The sequence below is a fragment of the Caulobacter sp. DWR3-1-2 genome (assembly GCF_049896225.1).
Lineage (GTDB): Bacteria > Pseudomonadota > Alphaproteobacteria > Caulobacterales > Caulobacteraceae > Caulobacter.
In genome coordinates, this window is sequence record NZ_JAFCTW010000010.1 from 21785 (window position 1) to 38526 (window position 16742).

Here is a 16742-nt window from a genome sequence, read left to right on the forward strand (position 1 = left end):
CGTTGATGATGGAGCTTCGCTGGGGGGCGAACGAGAAGGGCCGCGCGGTCCTGCTGGCTGGCGCCGCATGGCTGGTGCTGTCCGGCGCGGCGTTCGCGCAGCAATCGTTCGCCACGATTCCCGCCGCGCCCGCGCCGTCGCCAGCCGTTGACGACGGCCTGGGGGACGGCGGCTACTATCTGGAGTCCGACCTCCTGATCCGCGACGACGTCAATCAGAAGATGATCGCCAAGGGCGACGTCGAGGCGCGCTACCAGGGCCGCACGCTGCGCGCCGACGAGGTGGTCTACGACACCAAGTCCGAGGTGGTGACCGCCCACGGCCACGTCACTCTGATCAATGCCGACGGCACGGCCCAGTTCGCCGACGACATGACGATGGACAAGGAACTGAAGGCCGGCTTCGCCCAAGGCTTCTCGGCTCGCCTGGACAAGAACATCAAGATCGCCGCCGACACCGCCATTCGTCGCAATGAGCAGATCACCGAGCTCAACAAGGCGATCTATACCCCGTGCGAGATATGCGCGGCCAAGCCGAAGCCTACCTGGAGCATAGAGGCCGACAAGGTTGTGCAGGATAAGAACCGCCATCTGGTCTATTATCATGGCGCGACCATCCGGGTGTTCGGCGCACCGCTCATGTACCTGCCGGTGTTCTGGCATCCCGATCCTCAGACCGAGCGTAGCTCGGGCTTTCTGACGCCCAAGATCGGGGTCTCCAAGCGGCGCGGCGTTTCGTATACCCAGCCCTATCTCCTGGTGCTGTCGCCGTCTCAGGATCTGATCGTAAGTCCTCAGATCAATGGGAAAATCAACCCTTTCGTGAACCTGAATTATCGCAAGCGCTTCTATTCCGGCGCGGTCGAGGTTCGGGCCGGTGGGACCTACGAAAAGGACTTCGACAATCACGGCCACCGCTTCGGCGAAGCGACCGCCAAAAGCTACATCCTGGCCAAGGGCCAGTTCGACGTCGACGAAAAGTGGAAGTGGGGTTTCACGGCCGAACGGGCGTCAGATCCGCTGATCTTCGACGATTACGACGTCAACGACGTCTACCAGCAGCGCGGCATGTTCACCGGCGACGACCATCGCCTGATGTCGCAACTTTACACGAAGCGCCAGGACAAGCGGTCCTATTTCTCCGCATCGGTGATCTCGATGCAGGGCCTCCGCGTGGGCGGTCTGGACCCTTCGACAGGTCTGGGCAACAAGTTCGAAAACAGCGGAGCCTTCCCGACGATCGGGCCCTTGATCGAGGGGCGTTGGGAGCCTGAATCACACGTCCTGGGCGGGCGCCTGCGGGTGCAGGGCTCGGGCGTGGCCCTGACCCGCTCGGAGTCGCAATTCGGCGAACCGCCCTATAATTTCATCGCCCCCGGCAATGATTATAAAGGCCAAGACGGCGTAGATAGCATCCGCGGCTCTTTCCAAGGCGACTGGCGGGCCAGCATTGTGACGGGCCCCGGCGTGCGCATCCAGCCGTTCGCCCAGGCGCGAGGCGACGCCTACCGGGTCAGCGACGTCTTTCTGCCGAGCGCGGCGCTTGTCGCCGGCGACATTTCAAGCATCAACTATCGCCGCGCCCTTGGCGTGGCGGGCCTGGATCTGAGTCTCCCGTTGTACCGCAGCCTGAAAGGCGGCGGCAGCATAGTCCTCGAACCCCTGGTTCAGTTCGCTGCGGGATCCAACAGCTCACGGGTTCCCATCGTGGTTGCTCGCGACGCCTTGGGTGCGCCGATCTATTTCAACGAGGACAGCACCAACTTCGAGCTCGACGAGACCAACCTGTTCGACGTCAACAAGTCGCCGGGTTTCGACCTCTATGAAGGCGGCAAGCGGATGAACATTGGCGGCCGGGCCACGGTTGATCTCGCCGACGGCCGCAGCGGCAATCTGCTGATCGGTCGCAGCCTGCGGACGAAGGTCGATCCCCTGCTGCCTACCCGCGCCGGGCTCGATCAGAAGGCCTCCGATTGGATCGTCGCGGGCAGCATAACGCCGATCCGGGGCGTGACGGCCTTCAGCCGCGCGCGCTTCGACAACGACACCGGAAAGCTCAACCGCATCGAGGGCGGCATCGACGCATCATCGGCGCGTGGCTACACGTCACTCCGCTATCTGCGTGACAACAGGGATACCTCGGGCCTGCGCCAAGAGAACCTGGACTTCAATATTGACTATACAGTTTGGAAGAACTGGGGCGTGACAGCCCTGGGCCGTCTGTCTTATCAGGACGCACGCGCTTTTGGTCAGCCCGAGTCTGAAAGCCAGTGGTCTTGGACCCGCCGCGACCTGGGCGTCTACTACAAAGACGATTGCATCCGTATCGATGTGATCTATCAGAACGAAGATCGCTACACTCAGACGGCCACGGGCCTGCGCCTGAAGTCGGATGAATCCGTCATGCTGCGCCTAACGCTCGCCACATTGGGCGACACAAGGTAAAGCCAATTAAACGTCATCGCGTCGGGGGACGCGCGGTAAAACGCGCGCCTTCCTTTGGACGCGTCTAGAGGAACGACAATACCGATGCGGTCTGCGCGTAGCGTGACGAAACTGGCGGTCTGCACCGCTTCCATCCTCGCCTTGACCGTGGCGAGCCTCGGCCTGCCGGCCCTGGCGCAAGACGCCGTGCCCGCAGTCCAGGCTCCTGCGACTCAAGCCGCGCCCGCGCCGCCCGTCAATCCGCTGTCGGAGAGCGTGGCGGCGGTCGTCAATGACGACATCGTCTCCAGCTACGACCTGATGCAGCGCATGCGTCTGCTGATGGTGACCTCGGGCCTGCAGCCGACCCAGGAGAATCTGCCCCAACTCGAGCAGGAAGCCTTGCGCTCCCTGATCGACGAACACGTCCAGATGCAGGAACTGCATCGGGTCGAGAAGGCGCAGAAGATCACGATCATATCGACCGACAAGGAAGTCGACGAGCAGATCGAGGACATCGCCAAGGGCAACAACATGACCGGGGCCCAACTGGCCCAGCAGTTGGCGGCTCAGGGCGTCGGCGTGGAGACCTGGAAAGCCCAGATCCGCGCTGACAGCAGCTGGCAGGCCTGGATCAGCGGTCGCTACGGCTCGCGCCTGCGGATCGGCGACGGCCAGATCAAGGCCTTCGAGCGCCGTCAGGCCGAGGCCGCCAGCAAGCCACAATATCAGGTCAGTGAAGTGTTCATCGACGCCGTCCGGGTCGGCGGCATGGAGACGGCGCAGAACGGCGCCAAGCAACTGGTCACCCAGATGCAGCAGGGCGCGCCTTTCCCGGCCGTAGCCCGCCAGTTCTCGGCCTCGCCGACCGCGGCCAATGGCGGCGACGCTGGCTGGATCAGCCCGGGCGAGATGCCGCCCGAGGTCGACGCCGCGCTCGAGCAGCTGCGTCCCGGTCAGATGTCGGCCCCGATCCCGGTGCGCGATGGCGTCTACATCATTTATCTGCGTGAGAAGCGCTCGGGCGCGAAGGCGGCCCTGGTCGATCTCAAGCAGATCGCCGTTCCGCTGGCCAAGGACGCCACCCAGGACCAGATCGACGCCGCCAACCGGACCCTGATGGCCTTGAAGCCGCAGATCGCCAATTGCCAGACCCTGGAAGCCACGGCCGGCAAGGTCGAGGGCGTCGTGGCCGGCGACCTGGGCGAAGCCGAGATCGCCGACCTGGCCCCCGCCTTCCAGCAGGCCGCCACCACGCTCAAGGTTGGCCAACTGTCCGATCCGATCCGCACCGACGCCGGCCTGCACCTGATCGCGGTGTGCGGCAAGCGCCAGTCGGGCGCCCAGGCCCCGACCCACGATCAGATCGAAAATCGTCTGCGCGGTCAGCAGCTTGCGCTGATCTCCAAACGTTATCTGCGCGACCTGCGCAATCAGGCCACCATCGAGACCCGGTGAAGACGGCCGCCCTCGCCCTGAGCGCAGGCGATCCGGCCGGCATCGGCCCGGAAATCATCGCCAAGGCCTGGGCGGCGCTGCGCCAGGATGGACCGCCGTTCATGGTGGTGGGTGATGCTCAACTGCTGGCCTCGGCCGGCGGCGGGGTCAAGGTCCGTGCGGTGACCGGACCCGCCGAGGCGGTCCGGGTGTTCGCCCAGGCCCTTCCCGTCCTCGACATTCCGCTCCAGGCGCCCGTGGTCTCGGGCAAGCCCTCCAGCGCCCATGCCGCCCAGGTCATCCGCTGGATCGAGACCGGCGCCGGCTTGGCCCTGTCGGGCGCGGTAACGGGCCTGGTGACCGCGCCGATCGCCAAGGCGCCGCTCTATGACGCCGGCTTCGCCTTTCCGGGCCACACTGAATTCCTCGCCGAGCTGACCCATGTCGGCGAGCAGAAGCCGCCGCACGGGCCGATCATGATGCTGGCCGTCCGCGACCTGCGCGCCACTCTGGTGACCATCCACAAGCCGCTGTCTGCGGTGCCCGCCGCGCTGACTGTCGAGTTGATCGTCAACGCCGCCGTGGTCACCGTCGCGGCCTTGCGCAAGGATTTCGGTATCCAGGCGCCGCGCCTTGCCGTCGCGGCCCTGAACCCTCACGCGGGCGAAGGCGGCGCCTTGGGCGGCGAGGAGGCCGCGGTCATCGAACCGGCGGTCCGCGTGCTGCGCGAACTGGGCATCGACGTCAGAGGACCGGCCCCGGCCGACAGCCTGTTCCACGCCGAGGCCCGCGCGACCTACGACGCAGTGTTGTGCATGTATCACGACCAGGCCCTGATCCCGGTCAAGATGCTCGACTTCTGGGCCGGCGTGAACATCACCCTGGGCCTGCCGATCGTGCGCACCTCGCCCGACCATGGTACGGGTTTCGACATCGCCGGTCGGGGCCTGGCCCGGGCCGACAGCCTGATCGCCGCCATTCGCCTGGCCGCCGAGATCGCCGCCCGCCGCGCCGCCGCCTGAGTTCCCAAGACCATGTCCCTCGCCGATCTGCCGCCGCTCCGCGAGGTCCTCGCCGAGCATGACCTGTTGGCCAACAAGAGCTTTGGCCAGCACTTCCTGCTGGACCTCAACATCACCCGCAAGATCGCCCGCCTGGCCGGGGTGGGCGAAGGCGACACGGTGATCGAGGTCGGTCCCGGTCCGGGCGGCCTGACGCGCGCCTTGCTGGAAACCGGCGCGCGGGTGATCGCGGTGGAAATGGACAAGCGCTTCATCCCGCTTCTGGAAGACCTAGCCGTCGCCGCCGACGGCCGGCTGGAGATCGTCCAGGGAGACGCCCTGAAGGTCGACATGGCCGTCATCGCCGGCGGTTCGGCCCATGTGGTCAGCAACCTGCCCTATAATGTTGGCACGCCGCTGCTGATCAACTGGCTGACCGGCCCGTTTCGCCCGCTGTCGATGACCCTGATGTTCCAGAAGGAAGTCGCCGACCGCATCGCCGCCGCCGTCGACGACGACGCCTATGGCCGCCTGGCCGTGGTCTCCCAGACCGTCTGCACCGCCAAGGTCATCATGGACCTGCCGGCCCGCGCCTTCACCCCGCCGCCCAAGGTGGCCTCGGCCGTGGTGAGGCTGGTCCCGCTGACGCCCGCGCCGGACAAGGCCATGGTCGCCGCCCTCGAGAAGGTCACCGCCGCCGCCTTCGGCCAACGCCGCAAGATGCTGCGCTCCAGCCTCAAGGGCCTGGGCGGCGCGGCGCTGTGCGAGAAAGCCGGGATCAATCCGGACGCGCGGGCCGAGACGATCCCGGTCGAGGGGTTTCAGGCGCTGGCGCGGGTGGTGGTGGCGGGCTCATAAGCTGGCCCGCGGGAAGGCGGCGGCCGCGCGGATCGCGGCGCAAGGCTCTTGACTCTTCGATCGTCTCGTCACTTAATTCTGTTATGACAGAAATGAATGACAGATCGCTTCCTCTCGCCGTGGAGCAGATCGTGCTCCGCTGGGGGGATTTGGGCGGGCAATGGGGCGTGAACCGCTCGGTGGCCCAGATCCAGGCCTTGCTCTTTCTCAGCGAGAACCCGCTGACCGCCGAAGAAATCGCCCTAACGCTGGGCCTTGCGCGCTCCAACGTCTCCAACAGCCTCAAGGAACTGTTGGCCTGGAAACTGATCCACAGGGTTCCGGTCCTTGGAGACCGACGCGACCACTATCAGGCCGAAACCGACCTCTGGCAGATGGCCACAAAGGTCGCTCAAGGGCGCAAGGCTCGTGAGATCGATCCGATGGTGGCCGCGATCAACGAAGCGGTGGCTGGCGTCGACACGCAGGGCTCCGGCATCAGCCCCGAGGTCAAGGCGCGGCTGAAGCGGATGCACGCTTTCGTCAACACGGTCGACGCTTGGTATCAGCAGATGCTCGACGTGCCGCCCGATACCTTGATGCGGTTGATCCGCATGGGGTCCAAGGTCGTGGGCCTGTTGAAATTCGTCGGCGGCAAGGACCGCAGACCCTGATCATGGTTTTGCCTGCACATTTCTCTCGATACAGAACTAACCGATAAGAATGAACGAGGATGTCATGACTGAGCAGCCACCATCGGCCACGAACGCCCGCGGACGCCTGAATCGTCGCCTTCTCTCCGGCTTCGCGCTGGCGCTCGTTCTCGCGCTCAGCGCCTTCCTCTTGCTCTCGGCCTCGCGCTCCGGATCAGCCTGGTTCGCCAGTCTCTGGTTTTTGGCTCTGCTGCCCGCCCTGCTCTGCGCCCTGATCTGCTACATCGGCGATCCCGATCAGACCCGGTCATCGAACTTCTACTGGCAAGTTCCGCTCGCGCTCTGCGCCATGGTTTGCTTGGCCTCGATCTTCCTATTGCACGAGGGTGTGATCTGCCTGGTGATGCTGTCGCCGGTCTGGCTGGCCAGCGGCTGGGCCGGGGCGTTTGCGATGCGCTCACAGCGCGGGCGTCGAGGTCGCGCCCTGGAGTCCAGCTTCCTGATCATCCCGCTGGTCGCGGCGCTGCTGGAGGCGCAGATACCCATTCCGCACGAAACGGTCACGCTCACCCGCAGCGTCCTGGTGAAGGCGGCTCCGGAGGAGATCTGGCGCTATGCCGTCTCCAGTCGCGACATTGGCGCGCAGGAGGGACGCTGGACGATAACCCACAACATCATCGGCATGCCGCGCCCCCGGGATTCCGTCGTCGTCGGGACCGGCGTGGGCGCGGTCCGGACAGCCTACTGGGGCGAGCATGTCAACTTCCAGGAACACATTGTCGCCTGGGAGCCGGGTCGCAAGCTTGGGTGGCGTTTCAATTTCACTAACAGCACGGTCCAAGATTACACCGACAAGCATATCGCGCCGGATGGCCAGTTCCTGAAGATCGACTCCGGCGATTATGTCCTGCGGACAGTCTCGGCCAACACGACGCGACTTACCTTGACGACCCGCTACGTCGCCAAGACCCACGTCAACCTGTACGCCAAGCTGTGGGGTGAATTCTTGATGGGGGACGTCGAAGAGAACGTGCTGACCATCATCAAGGATCGCGCGGAGCGCGACTCCGCGAGGGCTGGTTAGATTTGGCTTGTCGCACCGCAAGTTGCGAGCGCCGTCAGAGGCGGGCGTCCCGTTTCCGCGCTAGGCCGGACGGCCAGCCCATGACAATCGGCGATCCCGATGATCGAACTGGTTACTCTAAATCTCTTCCTTCAGCAGATCCGCCACCAGCCCGCCGATCCACGGGTTGCGAACGCGCTTCTGGCGTTCGGCGTGGTAGATGTGGGCGAGGTCGGAATAGGCGCGGTCGAAGTCCTCGTTGAGGATCACATAGTCGAAGCGCTGCCAGTCGGCGACCTCGTCCTTGGCGCGCGCCAGGCGCTTGGCGATCACCTCTTCGCTGTCCTGGCTGCGGGCGTGCAGGCGGCGGCTCATCTCGGCCAGGGACGGCGGCAACACATAGATCAGCACCGAGTCGTCCGGCAGTTGGGCGTGGACCTTCATCGCGCCCTGGAAGTCGATGTCGAACAACACGCTCTCGCCGCGCTCCAAGGCGTCCATGATCGGGCCGCGCGGGCTGCCATAGTGGTTGCCGTAAACCTCGGCCCATTCCAGGAAGGCGTCGTCCTGGATCATCACCTGGAACGCACCTTGGGTGACGAAGTGATAGTCGCGCCCGTCGTGCTCGCCCGGCCGCGCGTCGCGGGTGGTGGCGCTGATCGACAGGTGAAGGTCGTTGTGGTCGGCGACCAGGCGGCGGGTCAGCGAGGTCTTGCCGACGCCCGAGGGGGCCACGACCATCAGCAGCAGGCCGCGCGTGCGTCCGTGCGGGTTATTCGACATTCTGGACCTGTTCTCGGAATTGCTCGATCGTCGCCTTCAGATCGAGACCATGCGTGGTCAGCGCCGTCAGCGCCGACTTGCTGCACAGGGTGTTGGCCTCGCGCATGAATTCCTGGCTGAGGAAGTCCAGGCGGCGGCCGGCGGCGGCCTCGCCGTTCATCAGGGCGCGGGCGGCGACCACGTGGCTGGCCAGGCGGTCGAGCTCCTCGCGGACGTCGGCCTTGATCGCCATGGCTGCGGCTTCCTGGACGATGCGCTCTTCGGAGGCCGATTCGCCGATCAGGTCGGTCAGGCGCCGGGCGTAGCGCTCCTTGAGCACCGCCGGTTGGCCGGCGGCCTCCTGATCTGCCAGGCTGGTCAGGTTGTCGATGCGATCGACGGCGCCGGCCAGGATCGGGGTCAGGGCGGCGCCCTCCTCCAGCCGCGCGGCCTTCAGGCCGTCCAGGGCCTGGCCGATCGATGCGGCCATGGCGGCCTCGACCATGGCGCGGTCCTCGGCGGCGTCTTCCTCTTCGCGAGCGTCAATGACCCCGCGCAGCGCCAACAATCCGTCCAGTGACGGCTTGCCGACCATGCCGGTGGCGACATAGGGACCGCCGGCCTTCAGATACCGCTCCAGCACCTCGACATTGACCTGGGTGGTCCCAGCGGTCTCGGCGCGCTTGGCCTGCAGGTTCACGGTCAGTTGGCCGCGCTGAAACCGGGCCTGGGCGCCGTCGCGGGCGGCCTTGTCGAGGCTCTCGAAGCCCGGCGGGCCCCGAAACCGGGTCTCCAGATTGCGGCCGTTGACGCTGCGCGCCTCCACCGCCCACGACCAGGCCCCGTGCGCGCCCTCGACGCGGGCGAAGCCGGTCATGCCCGATAGCGCCATCCTAGCCTCCGCTCAGCGGCGTCTTCTGGGGTGTGGCGGCCGCTTTCGACCGCTCCACCTGGCGCCATTTGGCGACATTGCGCTCGTGTTCCTCATAGGTCGAGGCGAACACGTGCCCGCCCGTGCCGTCGGCGACGAAGTAGAGGTCGTCGCTGTTCATCGGATTGAGCACGGCGGCCAGGGCGGCCTTGCCAGGATTGGCGATCGGGGTCGGCGGCAGGCCGTCGATCAGATAGGTGTTGTAGGGAGTCTGGCGTTGCAGTTCAGACAGCAGGATGCCCCGGCCCAGCGGCCGTCCGCGGGTCAGGCCATAGATGATCGTCGGGTCGCTACCCAGGCGGACGCCCTGGCGCAGGCGGTTGATGAACACCGCCGCCACGTGCGGGCGCTCGCTGGCCAGGCCGGTTTCCTTTTCGACGATCGAGGCCATGGTCACGGCCTGGTCCTTGGTCGCGAAGGGCAGGCCCGGCTGGCGGTCGGCCCACAGCTTGTCGAGCAAGGCGTCGCGGTCGTCCATCATCCGCTGCAGCACCGCCGCCCGGTCCTCGCCGCGCACGACTTGGTAAGTCTCGGGCAGGATCGAGCCCTCCGGCGGGGTAGGCACGGTGCCTGTCAGTTCCGGGGCGCGCATCAGGATGTCGACCACCATGTCGGAGGTCAGGCCCTCAGCGACGGTCACGTGGTGGCGGACGATCTTGCCGTCGCGGATCTTGGCCAGCACCTCGCGCAGCGAGGCGTGGGTCGGAAATTCGTACTCACCGGCCTTCAAGCGTCGCGCCGCGCCGGTGGTCTGGGCGGCGGTCAGGAACAGCGAGGACGAGCGGATCACGCCCGCCTGTTCAAGGGTCGAGGCGATCTCTGGCAGGCTGGCGCCGCGCCGCAGGACGACATTGGTCGCCTCACCCGACTTGGCGGCGGGACCCGGACCCTGATAAACCCACAGGCCACCCAACACGGCCAGCATGGCGACGACGCCCAGTATGGTCAGCCCGCCCACGCCCATGGCGATCAGGCGGCGGCCGATTGAGGCGGTCTCGCGCCGGCGCGCCCCGGTCTTCTTGGGGGCCTTGCGCGGCGCGGGGGCCTTGCGGAGCGGTGCGGGCTTGCGGCTCACGAGACTTTGCGGAACACGACGGAGGCGTTGGTGCCGCCAAAGCCGAAGCTGTTGGACACCGCCACCTCGATCTTCATCGGCACGGCCTTGTTGGGCGCCAGGTTCATCGCGACCGTCACGTTCGGGTTATCCAGGTTGATGGTCGGCGGCGCGATCTGGTCGCGGATGGCCAGGATCGAAAAGATCCCCTCGATGGCGCCGGCCGCGCCCAGCAGGTGGCCGGTCATCGACTTGGTCGACGACATCACCACGTTCTTGGCGTGATCGCCCAGGAACCGCTCGACCGCGCCGGCCTCGATGCCGTCGGCCATGGTGGAGGTGCCGTGGGCGTTGATATAGTCGATGTCCGAAGGCTGCAGGCCCGCGTCCTTGACCGCCGCCGACAGGGCGCGGAAGCCGCCGTCGCCGTCCTCGGCCGGGGCGGTGATATGATAGGCGTCGCCCGACAGGCCATAGCCGATGACCTCGGCATAGATCTTGGCGCCGCGCGCCTTGGCGTGTTCGTATTCTTCAAGCACCAGGGCGCCAGCGCCCTCGCCCATCACGAAGCCGTCGCGATCCTTGTCGTAGGGACGCGAGGCCTTCTCAGGGGTGTCATTGAAATCGGTGGAAACGGCGCGGCAAGCGATGAAGCCGGCCATGCCGACCTTGCAGACGGCCGCCTCGGCGCCGCCAGCCACCATCACGTCGGCGTCGCCATACTTTATCAGGCGGCAGGCGTCCCCGATGGCGTGGGCGCCCGTGGCGCAGGCCGTAACCACCGAGTGGTTGGGACCCTTGAAGCCATAACGGATCGAGACTTGGCCCGAGATCAGGTTGATCAGAGCCGAGGAGATGAAGAACGGGCTGATCCGGCGCGGGCCCTTGGCTTCCAGTTCCAGGGCGGTGTCGGCGATGGTCGACAGGCCGCCAATGCCGGAACCCATGATCACGCCGGTGCGATACTTGTCCTCGTCGGTTTCCGGGACCCAGCCGGAGTCCTTCACGGCCTCGTCCGCCGCAGCGATCCCGTACAGAATGAAGTCGTCGACGCGCTTCTGATCGCGCGGGCTCATCGTCAGGTCGGGATTGAAGGCCCCCTCGACATCCGGGCCGCCGCCGCCGCGGCCATCGACGCGCGGGACCTCGCAGGCCACCTGGCAGGCGTATTCGGTCGGATCAAAGGCCGAGATCCTGTTGGCGCCAGACTTGCCGGCCAGGATATTCTTCCAGGTCACATCGACGCCCTGACCCAGAGGGGTCAGAAGGCCAAGCCCGGTGACGACGACTCTACGCATGGATCACTCCCAACCTTCGCATCGCGGACATATGGGGATTTCGGACAAATCCAGCGCCCCCCGGCTCGCGAATCTCGGCCACATACGAAAACCGCCGCGCGCACGATGGCAAGGGCCCGTGCGACGCGGCGGTTGATAGTCCTGTTCGCGAGCCTTGCGAACCCGACGCCTTAGGCGCCGGTCTTTTCCGTGATGAACTTCACGGCGTCACCGACGGTCTGGATGTGCTCGGCGGCGTCATCCGGAATTTCGATGTCGAATTCTTCTTCGAAAGCCATCACCAGCTCGACGTTGTCGAGGCTGTCGGCGCCCAAGTCGTCGATGAAGCTGGCCTTCTCGGTGACCTTTTCCGGGTCGGCATCCAGGTGCTCGATGACGATCTTGCGCACGCGCTCGAGAATGTCGGACATTCTGTTAGTCCCTCGTTTTAAATCTTGCAGTTCCGCAGGCGGTTTCGGCGAACCTAACCCCCCACGGGAATTGTCGGGCCACCGCCTATCACGTTCTTTTTCGGGTGACTAGCGGCTGTACTCTTTAGAAATCAGGGCCTGGGCCTTTCAAAGCGGAAAGGCGTGAAACCCCGGAAAGACGACTTGGTCAGATCATGGCCATGCCGCCGTTGACGTGCAAGGTCTGACCCGTGACATAGCCGCCCTGGTCACTGGCGAGATAAACGCACGCCGCCGCGATATCGCTCCCCTCGCCCAGACGACCGGCCGGAATCGTCGACAGAATGCTCATCTTCTGGGCGTCGTTGAGGGCGTCGGTCATCGGGCTGGCGATAAAGCCGGGGGCCACGCAATTGACCGTGACGCCTCGGCTGGCCAGTTCCTGGGCCAAAGCCTTGGAGAAGCCGATCATGCCGGCCTTGGAGGCGGCGTAGTTGGTCTGGCCGGGATTGCCGGTGACGCCGACGATCGAGGTGATGCCGATGATCCGGCCCGCGCGGCGCTTCATCATGCCCTTGGCGGCGGCGCGTGACAGGCGGAAATAGCCTTCCAGGTTCACCTTGATCACGGTGTCCCAGTCCTCGTCCTTCATCCGCACCAGGAGGCCGTCGCGGGTGATCCCGGCGTTGGCGATCAGGATGTCGAGCGGCGCGCCGGCGGCCTCCTCGGCCTTGGCGACCAGGCCATCGACGGCGGCGGCGTCCGACAGATTCGCGGCGACGAACGACACGCGCTCGCCGAACTGGGCGGCCAGCTCCGACAAAGCTGATTCGCGCGTGCCAGACAGAACGACATGGGCGCCCTGCTCATGCAGAGCCTTGGCGATGGCGCCGCCGATGCCGCCCGTGGCGCCGGTGACAAGGGCGGTCTTGCCCGTGAGATCGAACATGATCTGATTTCCTGGTCTAGAGCGACTTTGCGAAGGCTTCGAGGTCGGCCGGGCTGTTCAGGGGAACGGCTTGCGCATCCGGAGCGATCCGCTTGGCCATTCCCGACAACACCTTGCCGGCCCCGGCCTCGGCGAAACGGGTGACGCCGCCCTCGCCCGCTAGCCAGGTCATGCTCTCGCGCCAGCGTACCCGGCCCGTGATCTGCTCGACCAGCAGACGGCGGATGACATCGGGATCATGGACCGGCGAGGCGGTGATATTGGCCACCAGCGGCGCACGGGGCGCGACGATCAGGGTGTTGGCCAGGGCCTCCTCCATCTCGTCGGCGGCGGGCCGCATCAACGGGCAGTGGAACGGCGCCGAGACGTTCAGCGGAATGGCCCGCGCGCCCAGTTCCTTGGCCTTCTCAATGGCCTTGTCCACGGCGGCCTTCTCGCCGGAGATCACCACATTGCCGTTGTTGTTGTCATTGGCCACGACGCAGACGCCGACTTCAGAGCCGGCCGCCGCGGCGGCTTCCGCCAGGGCCAGGTCGGTCTTGGGACCGATCAAGGAGGCCATGGCCCCCTCGCCCACCGGCACGGCGCGCTGCATGGCCTGGCCGCGCAGCTTCAGCAGGCGGGCCGTATCGGACAGGGTGATCGCGCCCGCGGCGGCCAGGGCGCTGTATTCGCCCAGGCTGTGACCGGCCACGAAGGCGGCGCGATCGACGCCGACGCCAAATTCCTTCTCCAGCACGCGGGCGACAGCCAGGCTGACCGCCATCAGGGCCGGCTGGGCGTTCTCGGTCAGGGTCAGGTCGGTCTCAGGCCCCTCGACCATCAGCTTGAACAGCTTCTGGCCAAGGGCGTCGTCGACCTCCTGGAAGACCTCGCGGGCGGAGGCGAAGGCCTGGGCCAGGTCGGCGCCCATGCCGACCGTCTGGCTGCCCTGGCCGGGGAAGATGAAAGCGATGCTCATGGAAGCTCGCGCCTCTCTTTTATAGATTGCAGGCGCGGAGGGTTAGGGGAAAGCCCGCCGACGGGCAAGCGAGACAGCGGTCGCCGACTTCTCTTGCTTTCCGTTGCAGGGCGTCCAAATTGCCGTCCGACCCGTAGCTCGGGTGGTCTAAGGTCTCTGGAGCCCAAAGCATGCAACGCCTGTTCGCCAGCCTCGCCCTCTGCGGCGCCTTGGTCGCCGCCTCGCCCGCCCTGGCCGCCCTCAAGGTCGGCGCCAAGGCGCCTGACTTTACCGCGCCCGCCGCCCTGGCCGGCAAGGATTTCAACTTCACCCTGTCCAAGGCGCTGAAGAAGGGCCCCGTGGTCCTCTATTTCTTCCCCGCCGCCTACACCTCGGGCTGCACGGCCGAGGCCCATGAGTTCGCCGAGGCGACGCCGGAATTCGAAAAGCTGGGCGCCACGGTGATCGGTGTCACGGCCGGCGCCGTCGACCGCATCAAGGACTTTTCCAAGGAACACTGCCGCGACAAGTTCGCGGTGGCCGCCGCCCCCAACGGCCTGATCAAGTCCTACGACGTGGGCTTGAAGGCGGTCGGCGTGCCGATGCCGGGCGGCCTGTCAAACCGGACCTCCTACGTCATCGCGCCGAACGGCAAGATCCTGATGGCCTATAGCGACGGCAATTTCGCCGGCCACGTCACCCAGACCATGGACGCCGTTAAGGCCTACAAGGCGGCCAAGAAGTAGCATTGGGAGCGTCGGACTTCGGTCCGGCGCGCTCGGTACCGGACCCTACCAGGTCGTCCGGACCAGCTTGACCATCACCCGGCCGTCCTGGACCCGCTCGTCGGCGGCGCGCAGGCTGACGGTGAATTCGGCGGGGATGTCGAAAGGCCGGGTCAGGCTGACGTCGAAGCCCTCCTCGCCCATCGTGCCGCCGCCCACGGCGATGGAGGCCACCGGCCGGCCATCCAAGGTCAGTTCGGAGCGAAGACTGGCCCGGGTCACCGGCGTGCGGCCCCGTAGATACACCGGCTGGGTGGCGTTCATGTCCATCGACAGCCGCACATAGTTGGTCTTGGGCAGAATGCCGAAGCCGAACGATCGCGCCAGAGACGAGCGGATCGCCGCTTCGCGCGCGTTCCACGAAGCGCCGGCCGAGAGCGACCGATTGGCTTGGCCGTGCTCGTCGGGCTTCTGGCTGAGATTGAGGTCGAGATTGTAGGTCGGGTCATCGATCGCGCCAGCCACCTTGGCGATCACCCGAGCGTTCTCGGCGTCGGTTGACAGATCCAGCGGCAAGGCGGCCGAATAGCCCTGAAAGTGGCCGTCATTGCCCCAGACCGACAGGTCGGGCTTTCTCACCACGTCGCCCGCCACAGCCGGCGCGGCGGCGGCCAGGGCGACCGCTACTGCCATGATCAAGGAAGACGGTCGAAACCCCATGTTCGCCCGATACCACGCGCTAGCACCAGACCGAAGGGGCCAGGCTGCACGTTTGTATGATATTGCCACGACGGCCTTTAAACCGGGCGACCAACGGCTTCCTTGCCTATCCGCCGGCTTTCCTGTAATAGCGCGCCCTCTCACGGATGGCGGTCTTGCACGCAGCCCTATGGGTCGGGATTTCCCGCTCGGCATGCAGGATCCATCGTGATCGACGGACTTCCGCCGTCGCTCACGCCGCTGTCCAAGCCGGAAGAAGGAAAACATGTCGTTCTACGAACACGTGGTCATCGCGCGGCAGGATATCTCGCCGCAACAGGCCGAAGCTCTGAATGAGCAACTCAAGGCCCTCCTGGAAGAAAATGGCGGTCACATCGCCAAGATCGAATACTGGGGCCTGCGTAACCTCACCTATCGCATCAAGAAGAACCGCAAGGGCCACTATTCCCTGCTCGCCATCGACGCTCCGGCTGCGGCCGTCAAGGAGATGGAACGTCAGCTGCTGATCAATGAAGACGTGCTGCGCTTCATGACCATCCGCGTCGAAGAGCTGGACCTGGAACTGTCGCCGGTTCTGGCCCGTCGCGACCGCGAACGTGGCGAGCGCACCGAGCGCCCGCGCGACGAATTCGCGCCGGCCGCGTAAGGGAGAAGAGAGATCATGACCGATACAACCGCTCCCGAAGCCGCCGCTCCGGCCGCCGGCGCCGGCGCCCGCCGCCCGTTCTTCCGCCGCCGCAAGGTCTGCCCGTTCTCGGGCGCCAACGCGCCGAAGATCGACTACAAGGACGTGAAGCTGCTGCAGCGTTACGTTTCCGAACGCGGCAAGATCGTGCCGTCGCGCATCACCGCGGTGTCGGCCAAGAAGCAACGCGAACTGGCCAAGGCCATCAAGCGCGCCCGCTTCCTGGCTCTGCTCCCCTACGTCGTGAAGTAAGGGAGACACCACGATGAAAGTTATCCTGCTCGAACGCGTCGAAGGCACTGGCGTCCTCGGCGACGTGGTCACGGTGAAGGACGGCTTCGCCCGTAACTTCCTGCTGCCGCGTTCCAAGGCGCTGCGCGCCAACTCGGCCAACCTGAAGAACTTCGAGGTTCAGCGCGCTGAAATCGAAGCTCGCAACGTCAAGAACCGCGAAAACGCCGGCAAGGCCGGCGAAGGTCTGGACGGCACGACCTATGTGATGATCCGTCAAGCCGGCGAAAGCGGCCAGCTGTACGGTTCGGTCGCGGGTCGCGACGTCGCCGACGCCATCAAGGGCGGCGGCGGCAAGATCGATCGCTCGATGATCGTCCTCGACAAGCCGATCAAGAACCTGGGTCTTCACGAAGTGAAGGTGAAGCTGCACGCCGAGGTGACCATCACGGTTACCCTCAACATCGCGCGCAGCCAGGATGAAGCCGATCGCCAAGCGCGCGGCGAAAACGTCGTCGCCGCCCAGTTCGAAGAGGATCGCGCCGCTGAGGCCGAAGCCGCTTCGGACATGGCCGCCGGTGGCGCCGGTTCGTTCGAAGGCGACCACTACGAGTCCTGATCGGCTCGTAGCGCCTTGAGAAACC

The 16742-nt window shown here is 65.8% G+C and carries 18 protein-coding genes; 10 read left to right on the forward strand and 8 right to left on the reverse strand.

Annotated elements, in window-relative coordinates:
• Positions 1-5 precede the first annotated feature (5 nt).
• The 6 genes from ACP696_RS14390 (at position 6) to ACP696_RS14415 (ending at position 7435) form a co-directional block, all read left to right on the forward strand.
• Positions 6-2444 (forward strand): LPS-assembly protein LptD, encoded by a 2439-nt coding sequence (locus tag ACP696_RS14390; protein WP_426029611.1) that lies wholly within the window; start codon positions 6-8, stop codon positions 2442-2444.
• An 84-nt stretch (positions 2445-2528) separates the two neighbouring features.
• Positions 2529-3881, forward strand: a complete 1353-nt coding sequence (locus ACP696_RS14395; protein ID WP_426011411.1) for a peptidylprolyl isomerase — start codon at positions 2529-2531, stop codon at positions 3879-3881.
• On the forward strand, positions 3878-4882 hold the full coding sequence (gene pdxA, locus ACP696_RS14400; protein ID WP_426011410.1) for a 4-hydroxythreonine-4-phosphate dehydrogenase PdxA: 1005 nt from the start codon (positions 3878-3880) through the stop codon (positions 4880-4882). The genes ACP696_RS14395 and pdxA overlap by 4 nt, the downstream gene beginning before the upstream one ends.
• A 12-nt stretch (positions 4883-4894) precedes the next feature.
• On the forward strand, positions 4895-5719 hold the full coding sequence (gene rsmA / locus ACP696_RS14405; protein WP_426011409.1) for a 16S rRNA (adenine(1518)-N(6)/adenine(1519)-N(6))-dimethyltransferase RsmA: 825 nt from the start codon (positions 4895-4897) through the stop codon (positions 5717-5719).
• A 131-nt stretch (positions 5720-5850) separates the two neighbouring features.
• Positions 5851-6372, forward strand: a complete 522-nt coding sequence (locus tag ACP696_RS14410) for a GbsR/MarR family transcriptional regulator (protein WP_426011408.1) — start codon at positions 5851-5853, stop codon at positions 6370-6372.
• Positions 6373-6436: 64 nt separating this feature from the next.
• Positions 6437-7435: an SRPBCC family protein gene (locus ACP696_RS14415; RefSeq protein ID WP_426011407.1), complete on the forward strand. Its 999-nt coding sequence runs from the start codon at positions 6437-6439 to the stop codon at positions 7433-7435.
• A 117-nt stretch (positions 7436-7552) separates the two neighbouring features.
• Here the strand turns inward: ACP696_RS14415 and gmk are convergent, their stop codons facing one another.
• The 7 genes from gmk to fabD all read right to left on the reverse strand — a co-directional run bounded on the left by gmk (position 7553) and on the right by fabD (position 13758).
• The gene (gene gmk, locus ACP696_RS14420) at positions 7553-8197 is read right to left on the reverse strand and encodes a guanylate kinase (protein WP_426011406.1); all 645 of its coding nucleotides are present in this window, start codon (positions 8195-8197) and stop codon (positions 7553-7555) included.
• Complete coding sequence (locus ACP696_RS14425) at positions 8187-9068, reverse strand: YicC/YloC family endoribonuclease (RefSeq protein WP_426011405.1); 882 nt, start codon at positions 9066-9068, stop codon at positions 8187-8189. Before ACP696_RS14425 ends, gmk begins: the two co-directional genes overlap by 11 nt.
• A gap of 1 nt (position 9069) precedes the next feature.
• A complete protein-coding gene (mltG, locus tag ACP696_RS14430; protein WP_426011404.1) occupies positions 9070-10182 on the reverse strand; it encodes an endolytic transglycosylase MltG in 1113 nt (370 codons plus the stop codon).
• Positions 10179-11459: a beta-ketoacyl-ACP synthase II gene (gene fabF, locus ACP696_RS14435; RefSeq protein ID WP_426011403.1), complete on the reverse strand. Its 1281-nt coding sequence runs from the start codon at positions 11457-11459 to the stop codon at positions 10179-10181. Before fabF ends, mltG begins: the two co-directional genes overlap by 4 nt.
• Positions 11460-11629: 170 nt before the next feature.
• Complete coding sequence (locus ACP696_RS14440; RefSeq protein WP_007672577.1) at positions 11630-11869, reverse strand: acyl carrier protein; 240 nt, start codon at positions 11867-11869, stop codon at positions 11630-11632.
• A 187-nt stretch (positions 11870-12056) separates the two neighbouring features.
• Positions 12057-12797: a 3-oxoacyl-[acyl-carrier-protein] reductase gene (gene fabG / locus ACP696_RS14445; protein ID WP_426011402.1), complete on the reverse strand. Its 741-nt coding sequence runs from the start codon at positions 12795-12797 to the stop codon at positions 12057-12059.
• Between the two features lie 16 nt (positions 12798-12813).
• Positions 12814-13758, reverse strand: coding sequence for an ACP S-malonyltransferase (fabD, locus tag ACP696_RS14450; RefSeq protein WP_426043944.1), 945 nt, complete (start codon positions 13756-13758; stop codon positions 12814-12816).
• Positions 13759-13928: 170 nt separating this feature from the next.
• On the opposite strand from fabD, the gene ACP696_RS14455 reads away from it, so the two are divergent.
• Entirely contained in the window at positions 13929-14483 is a 555-nt protein-coding gene (locus ACP696_RS14455) for a peroxiredoxin (protein WP_426043945.1), read from the forward strand.
• 45 nt (positions 14484-14528) lie between these two features.
• Here ACP696_RS14455 and ACP696_RS14460 read toward each other — a convergent pair whose 3' ends face one another.
• On the reverse strand, positions 14529-15182 hold the full coding sequence (locus tag ACP696_RS14460) for a hypothetical protein (RefSeq protein ID WP_426043946.1): 654 nt from the start codon (positions 15180-15182) through the stop codon (positions 14529-14531).
• Between the two features lie 265 nt (positions 15183-15447).
• Between ACP696_RS14460 and rpsF the strand changes: the two genes are divergently transcribed.
• Genes rpsF through rplI form a run of 3 tightly spaced genes read left to right on the forward strand, consistent with a single transcriptional unit; the run spans position 15448 to position 16717 of the window.
• Positions 15448-15828, forward strand: coding sequence for a 30S ribosomal protein S6 (gene rpsF, locus ACP696_RS14465; protein ID WP_426011398.1), 381 nt, complete (start codon positions 15448-15450; stop codon positions 15826-15828).
• A 15-nt stretch (positions 15829-15843) separates the two neighbouring features.
• A complete protein-coding gene (gene rpsR, locus ACP696_RS14470) occupies positions 15844-16119 on the forward strand; it encodes a 30S ribosomal protein S18 (protein WP_426011397.1) in 276 nt (91 codons plus the stop codon).
• Between the two features lie 13 nt (positions 16120-16132).
• The gene (rplI, locus tag ACP696_RS14475) at positions 16133-16717 is read left to right on the forward strand and encodes a 50S ribosomal protein L9 (protein ID WP_426011396.1); all 585 of its coding nucleotides are present in this window, start codon (positions 16133-16135) and stop codon (positions 16715-16717) included.
• Positions 16718-16742: the final 25 nt, after the last annotated feature.

Coding starts and splice junctions, on each gene's coding strand:
- rsmA (WP_426011409.1), top strand. CDS start 4,895: ATGTCCCTCGCCGATCTGCCGCCGCTCCGCGAGGTCCTCGCCGAGCAT.
- gmk (WP_426011406.1), bottom strand. CDS start 8,197: ATGTCGAATAACCCGCACGGACGCACGCGCGGCCTGCTGCTGATGGTC.
- ACP696_RS14390 (WP_426029611.1), top strand. CDS start 6: ATGATGGAGCTTCGCTGGGGGGCGAACGAGAAGGGCCGCGCGGTCCTG.
- fabD (WP_426043944.1), bottom strand. CDS start 13,758: ATGAGCATCGCTTTCATCTTCCCCGGCCAGGGCAGCCAGACGGTCGGC.
- rpsF (WP_426011398.1), top strand. CDS start 15,448: ATGTCGTTCTACGAACACGTGGTCATCGCGCGGCAGGATATCTCGCCG.
- fabF (WP_426011403.1), bottom strand. CDS start 11,459: ATGCGTAGAGTCGTCGTCACCGGGCTTGGCCTTCTGACCCCTCTGGGT.
- fabG (WP_426011402.1), bottom strand. CDS start 12,797: ATGTTCGATCTCACGGGCAAGACCGCCCTTGTCACCGGCGCCACGGGC.
- ACP696_RS14425 (WP_426011405.1), bottom strand. CDS start 9,068: ATGGCGCTATCGGGCATGACCGGCTTCGCCCGCGTCGAGGGCGCGCAC.
- ACP696_RS14415 (WP_426011407.1), top strand. CDS start 6,437: ATGACTGAGCAGCCACCATCGGCCACGAACGCCCGCGGACGCCTGAAT.
- ACP696_RS14395 (WP_426011411.1), top strand. CDS start 2,529: ATGCGGTCTGCGCGTAGCGTGACGAAACTGGCGGTCTGCACCGCTTCC.
- rplI (WP_426011396.1), top strand. CDS start 16,133: ATGAAAGTTATCCTGCTCGAACGCGTCGAAGGCACTGGCGTCCTCGGC.
- rpsR (WP_426011397.1), top strand. CDS start 15,844: ATGACCGATACAACCGCTCCCGAAGCCGCCGCTCCGGCCGCCGGCGCC.
- ACP696_RS14455 (WP_426043945.1), top strand. CDS start 13,929: ATGCAACGCCTGTTCGCCAGCCTCGCCCTCTGCGGCGCCTTGGTCGCC.
- ACP696_RS14460 (WP_426043946.1), bottom strand. CDS start 15,182: ATGGGGTTTCGACCGTCTTCCTTGATCATGGCAGTAGCGGTCGCCCTG.
- ACP696_RS14440 (WP_007672577.1), bottom strand. CDS start 11,869: ATGTCCGACATTCTCGAGCGCGTGCGCAAGATCGTCATCGAGCACCTG.